This is a genomic window from Azospirillum sp. Marseille-Q6669 (assembly GCF_965111635.1).
The window spans coordinates 1-14863 of sequence record NZ_CBCOOP010000006.1 but is presented as its reverse complement, the minus strand read 5'-3'; the positions used below and the strand labels follow the sequence as shown (position 1 = coordinate 14863).

Annotated in this window: 8 protein-coding genes; 1 reads left to right on the top strand and 7 read right to left on the bottom strand. The window is 71.4% G+C overall.

Annotated features, from left to right (window positions below):
- Window positions 1-94 precede the first annotated feature (94 nt).
- The 7 genes from ACWPXE_RS28675 to ACWPXE_RS28645 form a co-directional block, all read right to left on the bottom strand.
- Window positions 95-2479 carry an ATP-binding protein gene (locus ACWPXE_RS28675; RefSeq protein WP_454020551.1) on the bottom strand — a complete coding sequence of 795 codons (2385 nt, stop codon included), beginning with the start codon at window positions 2477-2479 and terminating at the stop codon, window positions 95-97.
- 170 nt (window positions 2480-2649) lie between these two features.
- Complete coding sequence (locus ACWPXE_RS28670; RefSeq protein ID WP_454020550.1) at window positions 2650-4488, bottom strand: PTS fructose-like transporter subunit IIB; 1839 nt, start codon at window positions 4486-4488, stop codon at window positions 2650-2652.
- A 26-nt stretch (window positions 4489-4514) separates the two neighbouring features.
- Window positions 4515-5486, bottom strand: a complete 972-nt coding sequence (gene pfkB / locus ACWPXE_RS28665; protein WP_454020549.1) for a 1-phosphofructokinase — start codon at window positions 5484-5486, stop codon at window positions 4515-4517.
- Window positions 5483-7990 (bottom strand): phosphoenolpyruvate--protein phosphotransferase, encoded by a 2508-nt coding sequence (ptsP, locus tag ACWPXE_RS28660; protein WP_454020548.1) that lies wholly within the window; start codon window positions 7988-7990, stop codon window positions 5483-5485. The genes pfkB and ptsP overlap by 4 nt, the downstream gene beginning before the upstream one ends.
- Window positions 7991-8057: 67 nt before the next feature.
- The gene (locus ACWPXE_RS28655) at window positions 8058-10967 is read right to left on the bottom strand and encodes a PAS domain S-box protein (protein WP_454020547.1); all 2910 of its coding nucleotides are present in this window, start codon (window positions 10965-10967) and stop codon (window positions 8058-8060) included.
- Window positions 10968-10983: 16 nt separating this feature from the next.
- The gene (locus tag ACWPXE_RS28650; protein WP_237907992.1) at window positions 10984-11466 is read right to left on the bottom strand and encodes a response regulator; all 483 of its coding nucleotides are present in this window, start codon (window positions 11464-11466) and stop codon (window positions 10984-10986) included.
- Complete coding sequence (locus ACWPXE_RS28645) at window positions 11459-13738, bottom strand: ATP-binding protein (protein ID WP_454020546.1); 2280 nt, start codon at window positions 13736-13738, stop codon at window positions 11459-11461. The genes ACWPXE_RS28650 and ACWPXE_RS28645 overlap by 8 nt, the downstream gene beginning before the upstream one ends.
- A gap of 371 nt (window positions 13739-14109) precedes the next feature.
- On the opposite strand from ACWPXE_RS28645, the gene ACWPXE_RS28640 reads away from it, so the two are divergent.
- Window positions 14110-14817, top strand: a complete 708-nt coding sequence (locus ACWPXE_RS28640; RefSeq protein ID WP_454020545.1) for a Crp/Fnr family transcriptional regulator — start codon at window positions 14110-14112, stop codon at window positions 14815-14817.
- Window positions 14818-14863 lie beyond the last annotated feature (46 nt).

Below are 14863 nucleotides of genomic sequence, written 5' to 3'. Positions count from 1 at the left end.
GCACCCCGCGCTCAAATCATCAAACGGGAAATCGTCGAACGGACCCGCCTTGCAGTAAACCGGAACCGGCGCGGCGCGCAAGCGTCCGCCGGCGTCACGCGCCTTCCTTCTCCGGCGTGGCGGGAGGCAGGCGGATGACGAAGCGCGCCCCGTCCGTCCCCGCCTCTCCCTCCTCCAGGCTGATGGTGCCGCCGAGCTGGCTGACGGTGTTGTGCACGATGTGCAGGCCGAGCCCGGCGTGGCCCCGGTCGCGGCGCGTGGTGAAGAAGGGATCGAAGATGCGTGGCCGCAGCGCCACCGGGATGCCCCACCCGTCGTCGGCGACGGCCAGTTCCACGACGTCCGCCGTGGCCCGGCGGGCAACGACCGTCACCGTGCCGCTCCGCCCTTCTCCCTCTTGCCCATCCGCCCCCTCCCCGTCCGCGAAGCCGTGGTTGACCGCGTTCAGCAGCAGGTGCGAGACGATCTGCGCGATGGCCTGCGGATAGCCGTCCATCATCAGACCCGGCGGGCAGTCCACGACGACCCGGTGTGCCGCCGGTTCCCAGAAGGGTCCCAGCGCCTCGACCGCCTGCATCAGGCAGAGGCGCAGGTCGAAGCGCCGGCGCGTCTCTCCCGCCGGATCCACCGCCAGCTCCTTGAAGCGCTGGACCAGTTCCGCCGCGCGGACGGTGTTGTTGACCAGCAACTCGGACACGTCGCCCAGGTCGGTCAGGAAGCGTTCCAGCTCGCGGCGGCGCAATTGGCCGGAATCGAGAAGGCGCTTCATCTTCGGCACCTTCTCGCGGACCAGGGTCGAGGTGGTGAGCGTGATGCCCAGCGGCGTGTTGATCTCGTGCGCCACCCCGGCCACCACCTGCCCCAGAGCGGCCAGCTTCTCCGCCTGCACCAGATGGGCCTGGGTCCGCCGCAACTCCGCCAGGGTGGAGTCCGCCTGTTCCTTGGCCCGGCGCATCTCGTCCTCGCGGCGGTTGATCTCGGCGGCGAAATGATGGACGGCGCGGGCCATGTCGCCCAACTCGTCCCGCCGCTCCAGGTCGGTCACCTGCCCGTCGCGCGGGTCGCGGGCCAGCCGCCGGGTGGCGCCCTGGAGACGGCGCAGGGGCCGCGTGATGCCGCCGGCCACCAGGAGCGCCGCCCCGGCGGCGAACAGCAGGCCGATGGTCGCCCCGATGAGCAGGGTGGAGCGCAGCAGGCCGGCGCTGCGCACCGCGCTGTCCTGGAACAGGTCGTTCAGACGGCGGGCGGTGTTCATCACCGCGGCGGCGTCCATGTCCATCGCGGCGATGGCTCCGTTCTGGCGGGCCAGCCCGTCGGTGGCGCGCTCCAGCCCGTCGCGCCAGGCGGTGATGGCGGCCAGCATCCCGTCCTGGATCAGCGGGGAAATGGGCAGCCCGGCCACCCGGTCGCGCAGCCGCCCGCTCTCGGCGGCGACATCGCGCAGCCCGCGCGTGTCGCGCCGTTCCAGCGCTCTCAGGGTCCGTCCGCTGAGCGCCAGAGCGGTCATGGCGACCGTCTGGGTTTCCTGTTCCATGGCGTGGGCCGACACCGTGCGGCGCAGAAGCTCCGCCACCTCGGCCTGGACGGCGCCATGGCCGGTGCCGGTGATGTCCAGCATCCGTTGGGCGACGGCGTCATAGCGTGGCGCCAGTTGCGGCAGCGTCCACTGGTCCAGCCGCTCGGCGCGCAACCGCGTCAGTTCGGCGAAGGCCGTCTCATAGGCGTCGCTGGCGGCGGCGGGTGCGCCGTCCTGCCCCATCCCCTCGCCCGCCCGGGCCAGCGACGCGGCAAGGCGGTCCGCGCTGCGCTCCAACCGGTCAAGCGACGGGGACAAGGGATCAAGCCGCGGCTGCGCTTCGGGCGGTGGAGCGGCGTCCGAATCGGTGGTGGCCGCCGTGTCCTTCGCAGCCAGCCGGGCGCGCAGCACCGCTTCCCGCAGGTCGTGCAGATCGTCCACCACGGCCCGGCTGTCCAGCAACCGCCGGTCGACCTCGGCCAGGGAGGCGACGAGCGCCGCGTTGGCGGCGTGCTGCCGCTGGCCCGCCTGTTCGGCCAGGGCGAGCAGGCGGGCCTCCTGCTCCGCCATGCCGCGGGCACGGGCGTCGCCGAAGGCGATGGCGTCCACCAGTTCCTCCAGCCGGGCGGTGTGGCGGTCCGACGCGCGGCGGGCGGTGTCGACCGCGTCGGCCTGGGCGCCCTGGTCCGCCAAGCCGCCCAGCGCCTCCAGCGCCTCCCGCGCGCCATGGGTGGCTCGGCGGAACGTGATCTCGTGGGGCAGGCGGCCTTCGGGGGCGGAATGGATGAAGTCGTTGCGGGCCGCGGTGGCGGCGATCATCTCACGGTAGACGGTGCCGGCCAAGACCGCGGCCTCGCGCGAACGGCCGGCGCGCTCCAGCAGAATCCAGGCGGTCACCGCGATCAGCGCCGCGATGACCACCGGGATTCCGCCCACCGTCGCTATGCGATACGAGATCCTCATCAGGCTCCGCCGGCTGCCGTTCCTCCAGGGGACTGCGGAACAGGCCGGCGGCGGAACATCGCAAAGCTAGCGATAGCACTCTGGAGTTGTCGAGTTCTTTCAATTTTGGCGAAAATTAAAACTAATTTGCGGTGGAACCGACAATCAGCGGGTGCGGTCATCCCGGCGTCTCAGTGACCAGCCCCGCTGGGTGCGGGGCTGGACGAGGTCGGAGCCGCCGTGTCGAGGGCCTGTGCCGCGGCCGGGTCGGCCTCGACACGGCGCTTCAGGATCATCAGGCCGAGTGTCGTGACGATGGTCCCGGCGACGATGGCCAGGACATAGGGGCCGAGCGGCGCCACCGCGTTGGGGATCGCCAGCACGAAGACGCCGCCGTGCGGCGCCCGCAGGCCGCAGCCGAACCACATCGACACGGCGCCGGCCACCGCCGACCCGGCCATGGCCGCGGGGATGACGCGCAGCGGGTCCTTGGCGGCGAAGGGAATCGCCCCTTCCGTGATGAAGGCGAGGCCGAGCACGCCGGCGGCCTTGCCCGCCTCGCGCTCCTGCATTGTGAAGCGGCTGGGCACGACCATGGTGGCGAGCGCCAGCCCGAGCGGCGGCGTCATGCCCGCCGCCATCACCGCGGCCATCGGCGTGTAGGTGTTGGAGGCCAGAAGCCCGACCGCGAAGGTGTAGGCCGCCTTGTTGACCGGCCCTCCCATATCCAGCGCCATCATGGCGCCGAGCAGCGCGCCCAGCGCCACCGCGTTGGCCCCGGTCATGCTCTGCAAGAAGGCGGTCAGCCCGTTCATGATCGCGGCGACCGGCGTGCCGATGACGTAGACCATCAGCAAACCGACCGCCAGCGTGCCCAGGAGCGGGATGATCAGCACCGGCTTCAGCCCCTCCAGATTCTGCGGCAGCCGGATGGTGTCGCGCAGCCAGCGGGCGATGTAGCCGGCCAGGAATCCCGCCACGATGCCGCCCAGGAAGCCGGCCCCGATCTTGGCTGCCAGCATCCCGCCGATGAAGCCGGGGGCGAGGCCGGGCCGGTCGGCGATGGAATAGGCGATGTAGCCCGCCAGCACCGGCACCATCAGCCCGAAGGCGGCCTCCCCGCCGATCTGCATCAGCGCCGCCGGCAGGGTTCCCGGCTCCTTGAAGGCCTCGATGCCGAAGACGAAGGACAGGGCGATGAGCAGACCGCCGGCCACCACGAAGGGCAGCATGAAGGACACGCCGGTCAGCAGATGCTTGTAGGGGCCGGACTGCGTCTCCTTCTGCCGCGCCTTGGCCCCCGACACCGCGTTGGCGTAGGCGGGCGCGGCGATAGCCCCGGCCGCGGCCGGAGCCGGCAGGGCGAGCGCCTCGTCGATCACGCGGGCGGGCTGTTTCAGCGCCTCCCCCACCGAGGTCCTCAGCAGGCGCTTGCCGGCGAAGCGGTCGGTGGCGACGTGCGTGTCGGCGCCGATGATGACGGCCTCGGCCTCGGCGATCTCCTCCTCGGTCAGCGCGTTCTTCGCGCCGACCGAGCCCTGGGTCTCGACCTTGATGCGGTAGCCCTTGGCCTGGGCGGCCTGCTTCAGCGCCTCCGCCGCCATGAAGGTGTGGGCGATGCCGGTCGGGCAGGCGGTGATGGCGACCAGCAGGCCGGGGCTGCGCACCACGGTGGGAGCCGGTTTCGGGGCTGGCTGCGGACGGGCGGCTTCGGGCTGCGCGCCGGGGACATCGGCCAGGGCGTTGCCAACCACCGATTTGGTGTCGCGGATCGCTGCGGCGGTCGTGGTGCGCAGGATTGGCTTGCCGGCGAAGCGGGAATCGTCCACGGCGATGTCGGCGGCCAGGATCACCGCGTCGGCCGCCGCGATGTCGGCGGCGGAGAGCGGCGTCTGCACACCGTTCGACCCCTGGGTCTCCACCGCGATGGCGTGGCCCATCAGCGCGGCGGTGCGGCGCAACGCCTCGGCCGCCATGACGGTGTGGGCGATCCCCGTCGGGCAGGCGGTCACAGCCACGAGCTTTGCCATCGCGATCCCTCCGGCGCTGAAATGCCTTACAATTCCTCCACCCGAACGGCCCGCATCAGCTCGGCGAGGCGCTCCGGCGGCGGCAGTTCGGGGCCGAGGCGGGACAGCGTGCCGGCGGCGAAGGCGGTGCCGCGCCGCGCGCAGTCTTCCAACCCCATGCCCTCCAGCCGGGCGGCAACAACCCCGGCCACCATGGCATCCCCGGCGCCGACCGTGCTGGCGACCTCCACGGGCGGCGGCACGGCGAGCAGCGCGCGGCCGCCCTCCACGAAGACGGCGCCCTCGGCGCCCAGCGACACGACGACGAGCGCGATGCCGGACTCCGACAGCTCGCGCGCCGCGCGCACCACCTCGGCCCGATCCTTCAGCGGGCGGCCCAGCAGCTCGGCCAGTTCCGCCGCGTTCGGCTTCACCATGTCGGGGCGGGCGGCCACGGCGTGGCGCAGCGGCGGGCCGCTGGCGTCCACCACCACGAAGGCGCCGCGCCGGTGCAGGGCGGTGACCATCTCGGCATAGGCGGTGTCCGGCACGCCCATCGGGACGCTGCCCGACAGAACGAAGGTCCGGTTGGTGACGGCGAGGTCGTCCACCACGGTCAGCAGCCCCCGCCAGCTTTCCGCCGGGACATGCAAGCCCGGCAGGTTGATGTCGGTGACGGAGCGGCCCTCGCGGTCCACCAGCTTGATGTTCACCCGGCTGCGGCCCGGCAGACGCAGGCAGCGGTCGCGGATGCCGCGGCGGCGGAACAGCGCGTCGAACACGGCGGTGTTCTCCTCGCCGAGGAAGCCGGTGGCGGTGACGGGCGTGGCGCCGCCCGCCAAGGAGGCGCCGGCCAGGAAGGCGGCGACGTTGATGCCCTTGCCGCCGGCGGTCCGCGTCTCGGCGACCGCCCGGTTGACCGCTCCGGCGGCGAATCCCGGCACGTCCAGCGTCTGGTCGATGGCGGCATTCAGCGTCACGGTGACGACACCGGGGCGTGGGGTGGGCTGCGGGCTCATGATACACCTCCGGCGTCGGCGAAACGTTGGCGGACCAACGCTCTTACCTCCGCCGCGTCGGCGCAGTCCAGCGCCTCGCGGGCGGTGCGCTCGGCGTCGGCCATGGCGATGGCGCGCAGCCGCGCCTTGACCGAGGGAACGGCGGGAATGGCCACGCTCAGCTCCGTGACGCCCAGCCCGGACAGCAGCACCGCCCCCGCCGGGTCGCCGGCCACGCCGCCGCAGGCGCCGACCCAGATTCCGGCGCGGCGGGCGGCGTCCACGGTACGCTCCACCATGCGCAGGACGGCGGGGTGCAGCCCGTCCGCCTGCGGGGCCAACACCGGATGCAGCCGGTCCATCGCCAGCACATACTGCGTCAGGTCGTTGGTGCCGATGGAGAAGAAGGACACCTCCCGCGCCAGCCGGTCGGCCATCATCACGGCGGACGGCACCTCGATCATGATGCCGAGTTCGACCGGCGGCACGTTCAGCTCCCGCCGCACCGCCTCGGTGATCGCCTTGGCGCGCTCCAGCTCCGCCGGGGCGGCGATCATCGGGTACATGATGCGCACCGGCCCCTCCACCGAGGCGCGCAGCATGGCGCGGAGCTGGGTGCGGAACAGGTCCTCCCGCTCGAAGCACAGGCGGATGCCGCGCACGCCCAGGAAGGGGTTGCCCTCCGCCGGCATGCGCAGATAGGGGACGTTCTTGTCGCCGCCGATGTCCAGCGTGCGCAGGATGATCGGCAGCCCGTTCATCGCCCGCACCATGGTCTGGTAGGCGGCGAACTGCTCCTCCTCGTCGGGCGGCAGGTCGCGCTGGAGGAACAGGAACTCGGTGCGCATCAGCCCGACGCCCTCGCCGCCGGCCTCCACGGCCTGCACCGCCTCCGCCGGGTCGGAGATGTTGGCGGCGACCTCGACGCGCCGGCCGTCTGTGGTGATGGCCGGCTTGTAGCGGTCGAGCCGCTCGGCCTCCCGCCGCTCGCCCACCTTGACCCTCGCCTCGGCCGCGCGGCCGCGGTCGCGCGCGCTGGGGTCGGCGACCAGCACGCCGCCGTCGCCGTCGAGGATCGCCGCCCGTCCGTTCTCCAGGTCCAGCACTGACGGCCCGGCGGCGACGACCGCGGGGATGTCCAGCGAGCGCGCGATGATCGCCGTGTGGGAGGTGGCGCCGCCCCCCGCCGTGCACAGCCCCAGCACCTTGGCCGGGTCGAGCTTCGCCGTGTCGGACGGCTCCAGATCCTCGGCCAGCAGGATGACGGGGTGGTCCGGCAGGGCCGCCACGCTCTCCGTCACCACCGCCAGCAGGCGCAGCACGCGGCGCCCGACGTCGCTGAGGTCGGCGGCCCGGCCAGCCAACAGCGGGTCGGCGAGCTGGGCCAGCGTGCCGGCGCGCTCCTCGTAGACCGCGCGCCACGCCCAGCCGGCGCTCTTGCCGCGGTCGATCAGGGCGTGGGCCTCGGCGACCATCTCCGGATCGTCGAGAAGCTCCTGATGCGCCTTGAAGATGGCCGCCTTGGCGGCGCCGGCCTTCTTCCAGAACTCCTCGTGCAGGTTGCGCAGGTCGGCGGCGGCGGCGGCGAGCGCCTGATCCAGCCGGCGGTGCTGGGCTTCGGGATCGGGGGCGGTCTCGGCGACCGTCAGCTCCTCGCGCTGGAACTTCCAGACCGGGCCGATGGAGACGCCGGGGGAAGCGGAGATGCCGGCGATCACCCGCCCGTCGTAATCAAGGTCGGCCGGGACGGTCCGCGGGGCCGGCTCCTCCGTGGGCGTTGCCGTGGAGACAGGCTCGTCCAACCCCGCGTCGAAGGCGGTGCGGATGGCCTGGAGCGCCGCCGCCGCGTCCTCGCCCGAGGCGGTGACGGTCAGCGGCTCTCCACCCGACGCGCCGAGCCGCAGCAGGGAAATCAGGCTCTTGGCGTTGGCCGTGGTGCCGCCATGCCGGACGGCGATCTCCGCGCGGAAGCGCTTGGCGACCTCGACCAGCGCCGTTGCCGGGCGGGCGTGCAGCCCGTGGGGGGAGGGGGCGGTGACCGCTATGCCGTCCCCGTCGATGGGAAGCGCGGCCGACTCATTCACCGGCGCGGCGGGTGCCTCGCCGTTCAGAACGGCCATGATGGCGCGCGGGTCGCCCGTGCCGCCCAGCCGCGCGGCCTCCGCGGGATCGCCCAGAACGCCGGTCAGCCGTTGCAACACGGCGATGTGCTCGTCCGACTTGGCGGCGATGCCGACGACCAGCCGCGCCGGTTCCCCGCCGCCCCAATCGACGCCCTGCGGAAACTGCACGACCACCACGCCGGTCCGCCGCACCAGATCGCGCGCGTCGGGAAGCCCGTGGGGGATGGCGATGCCGCTGCCGAGGTAGGTGCCGGACACCGCCTCGCGGCCCAGCATGCTGTCGATGTAGCCGGGGTCGATCAGGCCGCTGTCGACCATCGCCCGCCCGGCGATGCGGATGGCCTCCGTCTTATCCGGCGCGGAGAGCCCAAGGCGCACCTGCGATTCGGAGACCTGAAGCATCGCCCGTCCTCCCCCCGCGCGGAGTCCGTGCGCGGGGCCGGACTCGTCCTTGGAGGAGAGTAACGCATCAGTCGCAGCGACGTTCCGGGACAGATTCGCGCAGGGCACCGCCACCACCACTGCCGCCGCGCGTGTGGGCCAGCATGCCGGTGACGCGGGCAACCAGCGCCGTCGTCTCGAAGGGCTTCTGGAGCACCTCGCAGCCTGGCTCCAGGATGCCGGTGCCGAGCGTCGCGTCGTAGGCGTAGCCGGTCATGAACAGCACGCCCAGCTCGGGCCGCCGCTCATGCACCGCCTCGGCCAGTTGCCGCCCGTTCATGCCGGGCAGTCCCACGTCGGTCACCACCAGATCGGCGCGCAGCCCGCCGTCCAGCAACTCCAGCGCCTCCGTCCCGTCCGACGCCTCGATCACGTCCAGCCCGGCGTCCTCCAGCGCCTGCACCGCGACCATGCGGACCAGCGCCTCGTCCTCCACCAGCAGCACGGTTCCGGCGGTGTTGTCCGCCACGCCATCCACCGCGCCGTTGGCGGCGGGCGCCGCGACGGTGCCCGGTGGAAGGCCAATGTTCTCCTCCCCGTCGCAGCGCGGCAGGTAGAGGCGCACGGCGGTGCCCCGCCCGGCCTCGCTGTCGATGCGCACCAGCCCGTGCGACTGGCTGACGAAGCCATAGACCTGCGACAGCCCCAGCCCTGTCCCCTGCCTGATCGGCTTGGTGGTGAAGAAGGGATCGAAGGCGCGCTTGATGATGTCGGGCGGCATGCCCATGCCGGTGTCGGCGACGGTCAGGACCACATAATCGCCAGGCGCCGCGCCGGAGGCGTCGCCCGCCACGTCGGCCGCCGTCAGATGGGCGTTGGCGGCGGTGATGGTGATGCGCCCGCCGTCCGGCATGGCGTCGCGGGCGTTCACCACCAGATTCAGCAGGGCGATCTCCAACTGGTTGGAATCGCACCAAGCCGCCCAAGCGTCCGGCGGGCAATCGGTCGCGATGGACACCTGCTCCCCCACCGTGCGGCGCAGCAGATCCTCCATCCCCTGGACCAGCACGCAGGGCTCCGTCGCGTCGGGGCGCAGCGGCTGCCGCCGGGCGAAGGCGAGAAGGCGCTGCGTCAGCCCGGCGGCGCGGGTCGCCCCGACCTTGGCGTGGGTGGCGTAGTCGCGCAGGTCCGCCCGCTCCGCCGTGTCCAATCGGGACAGCAGCAGGTCCAGATTGCCAGAGATCGCCGTCAGCAGGTTGTTGAAGTCATGGGCGATGCCGCCGGTGAGCTGGCCCAGCGCGTCCATCTTCTGAGAATGGCGCAGGGCCTCCTCGGCCCGCTCGCGCTCCGCCTCGGCGCGCAGGCGGGCGGAGACGTCGACCACGGCGGCCATGGTGCGCAGGAAGCCGCCCCACCCGTCCCGCTCGATCCGGGCGGAGACCAGCACGTCGGCGACCTCCCCCGACCGCTTGACCAGCCGGTAGGGCATGTCCTGGAAGGCGCCGAGCCGCAGCAGCTCCGGCCAAAGGTTCTCCCGATGCTCCCGCGCGACGTCCGGCGGCATGAACTCCGTGATGTTGCGCCCAAGCACTTGGCCCCGGCTCTCGTAGCCCATGAACTCCAGCCAGCGGTCGCTGACGCTCAGCAGCCGCCCTTCGGCGTCCAGGGAGTGCAGCGGCACCGGCGTCTTGGCGTAGAGCGCGCTGAGGTCGGCCTGGGCGCGCTGCCGCTCCGCCACCTCGCCCAGCAGCCGGCGGTTGGCGGCCACCAGCTCCGCCGTGCGCTCGGCCACCTGCCGCTCCAGATCCTCGCGGGCGTCGGCCTGGGCGGCGCGGGCCTTCACCGCGTCGTCGATGTCGGTGCAGGTGCCGAACCAGCGGGTGATCCGACCGTCGCCGTCGCGCAGCGGCACCGCCCGCCCGAGGAACCAGCGGTACCGGCCCCCGGCTTCGCGCAGCCGGTACTCGACCTCGTAGAAATCGCCCGACCGCACCGCGGCGGTCCACAGCGCGGCGGTCCGCGCCCGGTCGTCCGGATGGACCACCTCCATCCAGGCGGTGCCGGTCATCGCCTCCGGCCGGGTGCCGGTGTAGGCGAACCAATGCAGGTTGTAATAATCGGGAAGCCCGTCCGGCGGGGCCGACCAGACGAGCTGCGGCATGCTTTCCGCGATGGCGCGGAACTTGGCCTCGCTGTCGCGCAGCGCGATTTCCGAGGCGCGGCGGTCGGTGATGTCGCGCACCACCACCGAATAGGCGGCCGGCGCACCCGTGGCATCGCGCGCCACGGTCAGCACCGTGGAGCCGAAGAAGCGCCGCCCGTCCCGCGCCGCGTGGATCCATTCGACCTCGCAGCGCTCCTTCTCCGCCACCCCGGCCAGCAGGCCGCGGATGTTCTCCGCGCAACGCTCCTCCGGCGCGAAGAGCAGCGACAGCGGGCGGCCCAGCGCCTCCTCCTCGGTGTGGCCGAAAAGGCGGCGGCTGCCCTCGTTCCACGAGGTGATGCGGCCCTCCAGATCCAGCGTGACGATGGCGTAGTCGCGGATGTCGTCGATGGCCTGCCGCAGCCGGCGCAGATTCTCCTCGGCCTGCCGCCGCTCGGCCAGGGTGCGCGCCTCCAGGATCGCCCGCTCCACCGCGGCGGGCAGATGGGCCAGCCGCTGCTTCAGCACATAGTCGCGGGCCCCCATCTTCAAGGCCGACACCGCCGTTTCCTCCCCCATCCGCCCGGACAGGAACAGGAACGGGGTTTCCGGGGCGCGGGTCCTGGCGATGCCCAGCGCCTCCAGCCCGTCGAAATCGGGCAGGGAGAAGTCGGCCAGGATCAGGTCGAAGTGCCGCCCGTCCATCGCCGCCTTGACCAGCGCCGCCTCGAAAGCCGCGCGGGTGTCCACGCGGGTCACGTCGCAGGAGATTCCCGCCTTCCGCAGGCGCGCGCAGGCCAGCTCGCAGTCCAGCGGGCTGTCTTCCAGATGCAGGATGGTCACCGCGGAGGGCATTCCGGAGGGCATTCCTTCAGGCGCCTTTTCCCGCAGGTGGGGTTCCCGCCGGACGGCGGGCGCAGCCGACCGGGGGTTCGTTCAGGATCGCCCAGAAGGCGCCCAGGTCGCGGATCGCCTGGAAGAAGGCCTTGAAGTCCACCGGCTTCACCACGAAGGCGTTCACGCCCAGCTTGTAGCTGCGCACGAGGTCGCTCTCCTCGCGCGACGCGGTGAGCATCACGATGGGGACGTGCCGGGTCTCGGGGTCGCTCTTCACCCGCTCCAGCACCTCCAGCCCGTCGATCTTCGGCAGCTTGAGGTCGAGCAGGACGACGGCGGGAAGCTGGGTCGGCTTCCCGGTTTCAGGATCGCGGCGGGTCAGCATCCGCAGCGCCTCCTCGCCGTCGCGGGCGACGATGACGTCGTTGGCGAGCTGGCATTTCTCCAGCGCCGCCAGGGTCAGCTCCAGGTCCCGCGGATTGTCCTCAACCAGCAGGATGGGTTTCAGGTCACTCATCAAGATCTCGCAGATCCGGTTTTGCCGTCCCGGCTTTCGGCAGCGTGAAGTAGAAGATGGCCCCCTTGTCGAGCCGCCCGTCGGCCCAGGTCCGCCCGCCATGGCGGTCCACGGCGCGGCGCACGTTGGCCAGACCGATGCCGATGCCTTCGAATTCCTCGTTGCGGTGCAGCCGTTGGAAGACCCCGAACAGCTTCTTCTCGTAAGCCTGATTGAAGCCGACCCCGTTGTCCCTGACAAAGAAGAGGGTTTCGGTGGGCCGGTCCTCGCAACCCACGGCGATGCGCGCCGGTTCCCGGCCACGGGAGTATTTGATGGCGTTCGACAAAAGATTTTGCAGAACCAGCCGCATCATCACGGGATCGCCGCGCACCGTGGGCAGCGGGGCGATGTCCCAGTCGATGGCCCGCCCGGCGGTGTCGGGGGCCAACGTCTCCCGCACCTCCGCCACCAGGGCGTTCATGTCCACCGAGACGGGGGCCAGCTCGCTACGCCCCATCTGCGAGAAGTGCAGCAGATTGTCCACCAGAGTCCCGGCGCTGTTGGCCGCGTCCACGATAACGTCCAGATAACGCTTCCCGGTGGCGCTCAACCGATCCGACTCCAGCTCCTGCAACAGCTCGGCGTAACCGACGATGTGGCGGAATGGCGCGCGCAGGTCATGGGAGACGGAGTAGGAGAAGGACTCCAGCTCCTTGTTGGAGCGTGCCAACTCCCGCGACAGGGCGGCCAGTTCCTCCGCCTTGCGCAGGACGATGCCGATGACGGCGTGGCGCAACGCCGCGGCGGTGTCGCGCTCCGCCGCGGTCCAGGGCAGCGCGCGGTGGCGCACCGTCTCCTTCCAGGTTTCGAAGGAGGCGCGCGGGGTCAGCCCCCGGCCATCGTGGTCGAGCGGCTTGCGCGGATCGCCGCCCCAGCGGACGGTGCGCACCACCTCGGGCCGGAACCACAGCACGTAGCTGGCGTGCAGCTTCGACACGGCGATGGCCAGCAACCCCGCCGCCTTGCCTCCGAAATCGGCCGCAGCCGGGTAGAGGGCGGGCAGGCTGTCGGTCTCGAACTGCTCCGGCTCGCCCTGGCCGGCCAGCCAATCCACGAGGCCGCGCACCTGCTCTTCCGTCGGGGTGTCGCCGACCAGCGTGCAGCGCCGTTCGAAGACGACGGCGGCCCCACTGGCGTTCGCGAAGCGCAGCAGGTCGTCGGGATGCTCGGTCAGGCCCGCGATGAAGGGATCGGCCTGGGCCATGGCAGCCAGCAGCCGCGCCTGGATGGCCTGCAGGGCGATGCGGTGCTCCGCGTCGCGCCGGTCCTCCACCGCGGCGATGCGCACCGACAGGATCTGCGCGATCAGGTCGCAGGCCGAGCGCACGGCGTAGGACACCGCCTTCGGCTCGTGGTGGTGGCAGGAGACCAGCCCCCAGAGGGCTCCGTGCAGCAGGATCGACACCGACATGGAGGAGGCGGTTTCCATGTTCCGCATGTATTGCACATGCACCGGCGACACGCTGCGCAGGACGGAGAAGCTGAGGTCCAAAGGCGGCGCCCCTTCGGGGACCGGCGGCAGCGCGACCAGGGGCACCGGGGCGTAGCCGGCGTCGGGGATCAGCCGCTGGCGGTTCAGCCGGTACAGCTCGCGCGCCTGGGTGGGGATGTCGGAGGCGGGAAAGCGCAGGTCCATGTAGGAGGGCAGCCGCCCGTTCCCATCCTCCGCCACCACCGTGCCGTGCCAGTCGGCGTCGAAGCGGTAGATCAGCACGCGGTCGAAGCCGGTGAGCGCGCGGACCTCCTGCGCGGCGCAGCTCAGAAGGTCGGTCGGCGCGTTCAGCGCGTCCAATCGCTCCAGCGCCTCGCGCATGCGCGGGTAGACGTGGTCGAGGAGGTCGGTCTCCAGCCCCTCCAGCCGCTCCAGTTCCAGGATCACCACGCGGTTGCCCGCCGCGTCAGCGACGGCGTGGGCAAGAAGCTGGTGACGGCCGGCACCGGGCAGTTCGGTCAAGGCGACCGGCACCGGGCGGGAGGGGACCGGACCGGCGGCGAGGAAGGAGCGGACTGCGGCGGCGATCTGCGGGTGCAGCGCCCGTTCCAACGGCTGACCCAACGCCTGCGCCAGCGGCAGGGACAGCGCCGGCGCGGCGTTGGCGCTGGCTTGGATCAGGGTGTCGCCAGCGTGGCTTCCGGAGAAGGCCAACAACATGCCGTGAGGCTGGATGCTGCCGGGGCGATGAATCGGTTCCCGGCTGCAGGCGTCGAGGTCCAAATCACCAACAGTCATGGCGCTGATCCTCGCAGCAGCGTTCATTCCGAAAACAATGACAATCCAATAGGTCGCTCCTTAATGCCCTGCTCGCCGTCCGGTCTATTCGATGATTTCAGATAATGTCGAATGTTTGACGTGGCGGGCATCTCTTTGGTTATCAACGGCGGGGGACTGAGACAATACCACTTCAGAACAAGGGCATAAGCGATTGGTCATATAGATTGCCTTTCGCTGCCCGCAACGTGGGAAGAGGGGGTAGGACAGGATACGGGATATCGCGCGGGGCGGATCCACGCGGTTGGCACTTTTCGACCGGATCGCGTAAAATTCGCTCCGAAGCTTCGGGCGGAACCGGAACGGGTCCGGCGGACGGAAGGCGGGCAGGAGTGCATCGGAACGGAATCGACGCCGCGCGGCTGGGCACCGCGCGCTGCAGCAGCTGCGCCATCCGGGACCTCGTCCTGTTCGGCGACCTGCGCGACCAAGATTTCGACCTGATCCACATTCCCATCGACGAGTTGCGCTTCCAGCCCGGCGCCACGCTCTACAGCACGGGGGACGAGGGCGGCTCCCTCTACACGATCCGCAGCGGGCTGGTGAAGCTGGTCCAGTTCCTCCCCGACGGGACGCAGCGCATCGTCCGGCTGCTCCGCCGTGGCGCCGTGGCCGGGCTGGAGGTGCTGGTCGGCAAACCCTACGAGCACACCGCCGTCGTGCTTCAGGAGGCCGAGACCTGCCGCCTGCCGCGGGCCGTGGTCGAGCGGCTGAGCAAGGAGACGCCGCGCCTGCACGCCCGCCTGATGGAGCGCTGGTACCAATCCCTGCACCAGGCCGACGAGTGGCTGACCGAGCTGTCCACCGGCAGCGCCCGGCGGCGGCTGGCCCGCCTGTTCCTGAAGCTTGCCGCCGATGCTCCGAGCGAGCCGGTCCTGCTGTCGGGCCGCGAGGATCTGGGCGCCATGCTCGGCGTCGGGATGGAGACGGCCAGCCGCACCATCGCCGAGTTCAAGCGTGCGGGTCTGGTGGTCGAGCAGGCGCCGAACGTCTTCGTCTGCGACCTGCCCGCGCTGGAGGCGGTGGTGCTGGACGGGTAGACGAGGCTCAATCCCTCGGCACCCCCACCCCGACCCTCCCCCGCTT

Excerpts from the sequence above, each read along its gene's own strand:
- ACWPXE_RS28675 (WP_454020551.1), bottom strand. The coding sequence starts at position 2,479 with ATGAGGATCTCGTATCGCATAGCGACGGTGGGCGGAATCCCGGTGGTC.
- ACWPXE_RS28670 (WP_454020550.1), bottom strand. The coding sequence starts at position 4,488 with ATGGCAAAGCTCGTGGCTGTGACCGCCTGCCCGACGGGGATCGCCCAC.
- pfkB (WP_454020549.1), bottom strand. The coding sequence starts at position 5,486 with ATGAGCCCGCAGCCCACCCCACGCCCCGGTGTCGTCACCGTGACGCTG.
- ptsP (WP_454020548.1), bottom strand. The coding sequence starts at position 7,990 with ATGCTTCAGGTCTCCGAATCGCAGGTGCGCCTTGGGCTCTCCGCGCCG.
- ACWPXE_RS28655 (WP_454020547.1), bottom strand. The coding sequence starts at position 10,967 with ATGCCCTCCGCGGTGACCATCCTGCATCTGGAAGACAGCCCGCTGGAC.
- ACWPXE_RS28650 (WP_237907992.1), bottom strand. The coding sequence starts at position 11,466 with ATGAGTGACCTGAAACCCATCCTGCTGGTTGAGGACAATCCGCGGGAC.
- ACWPXE_RS28645 (WP_454020546.1), bottom strand. The coding sequence starts at position 13,738 with ATGACTGTTGGTGATTTGGACCTCGACGCCTGCAGCCGGGAACCGATT.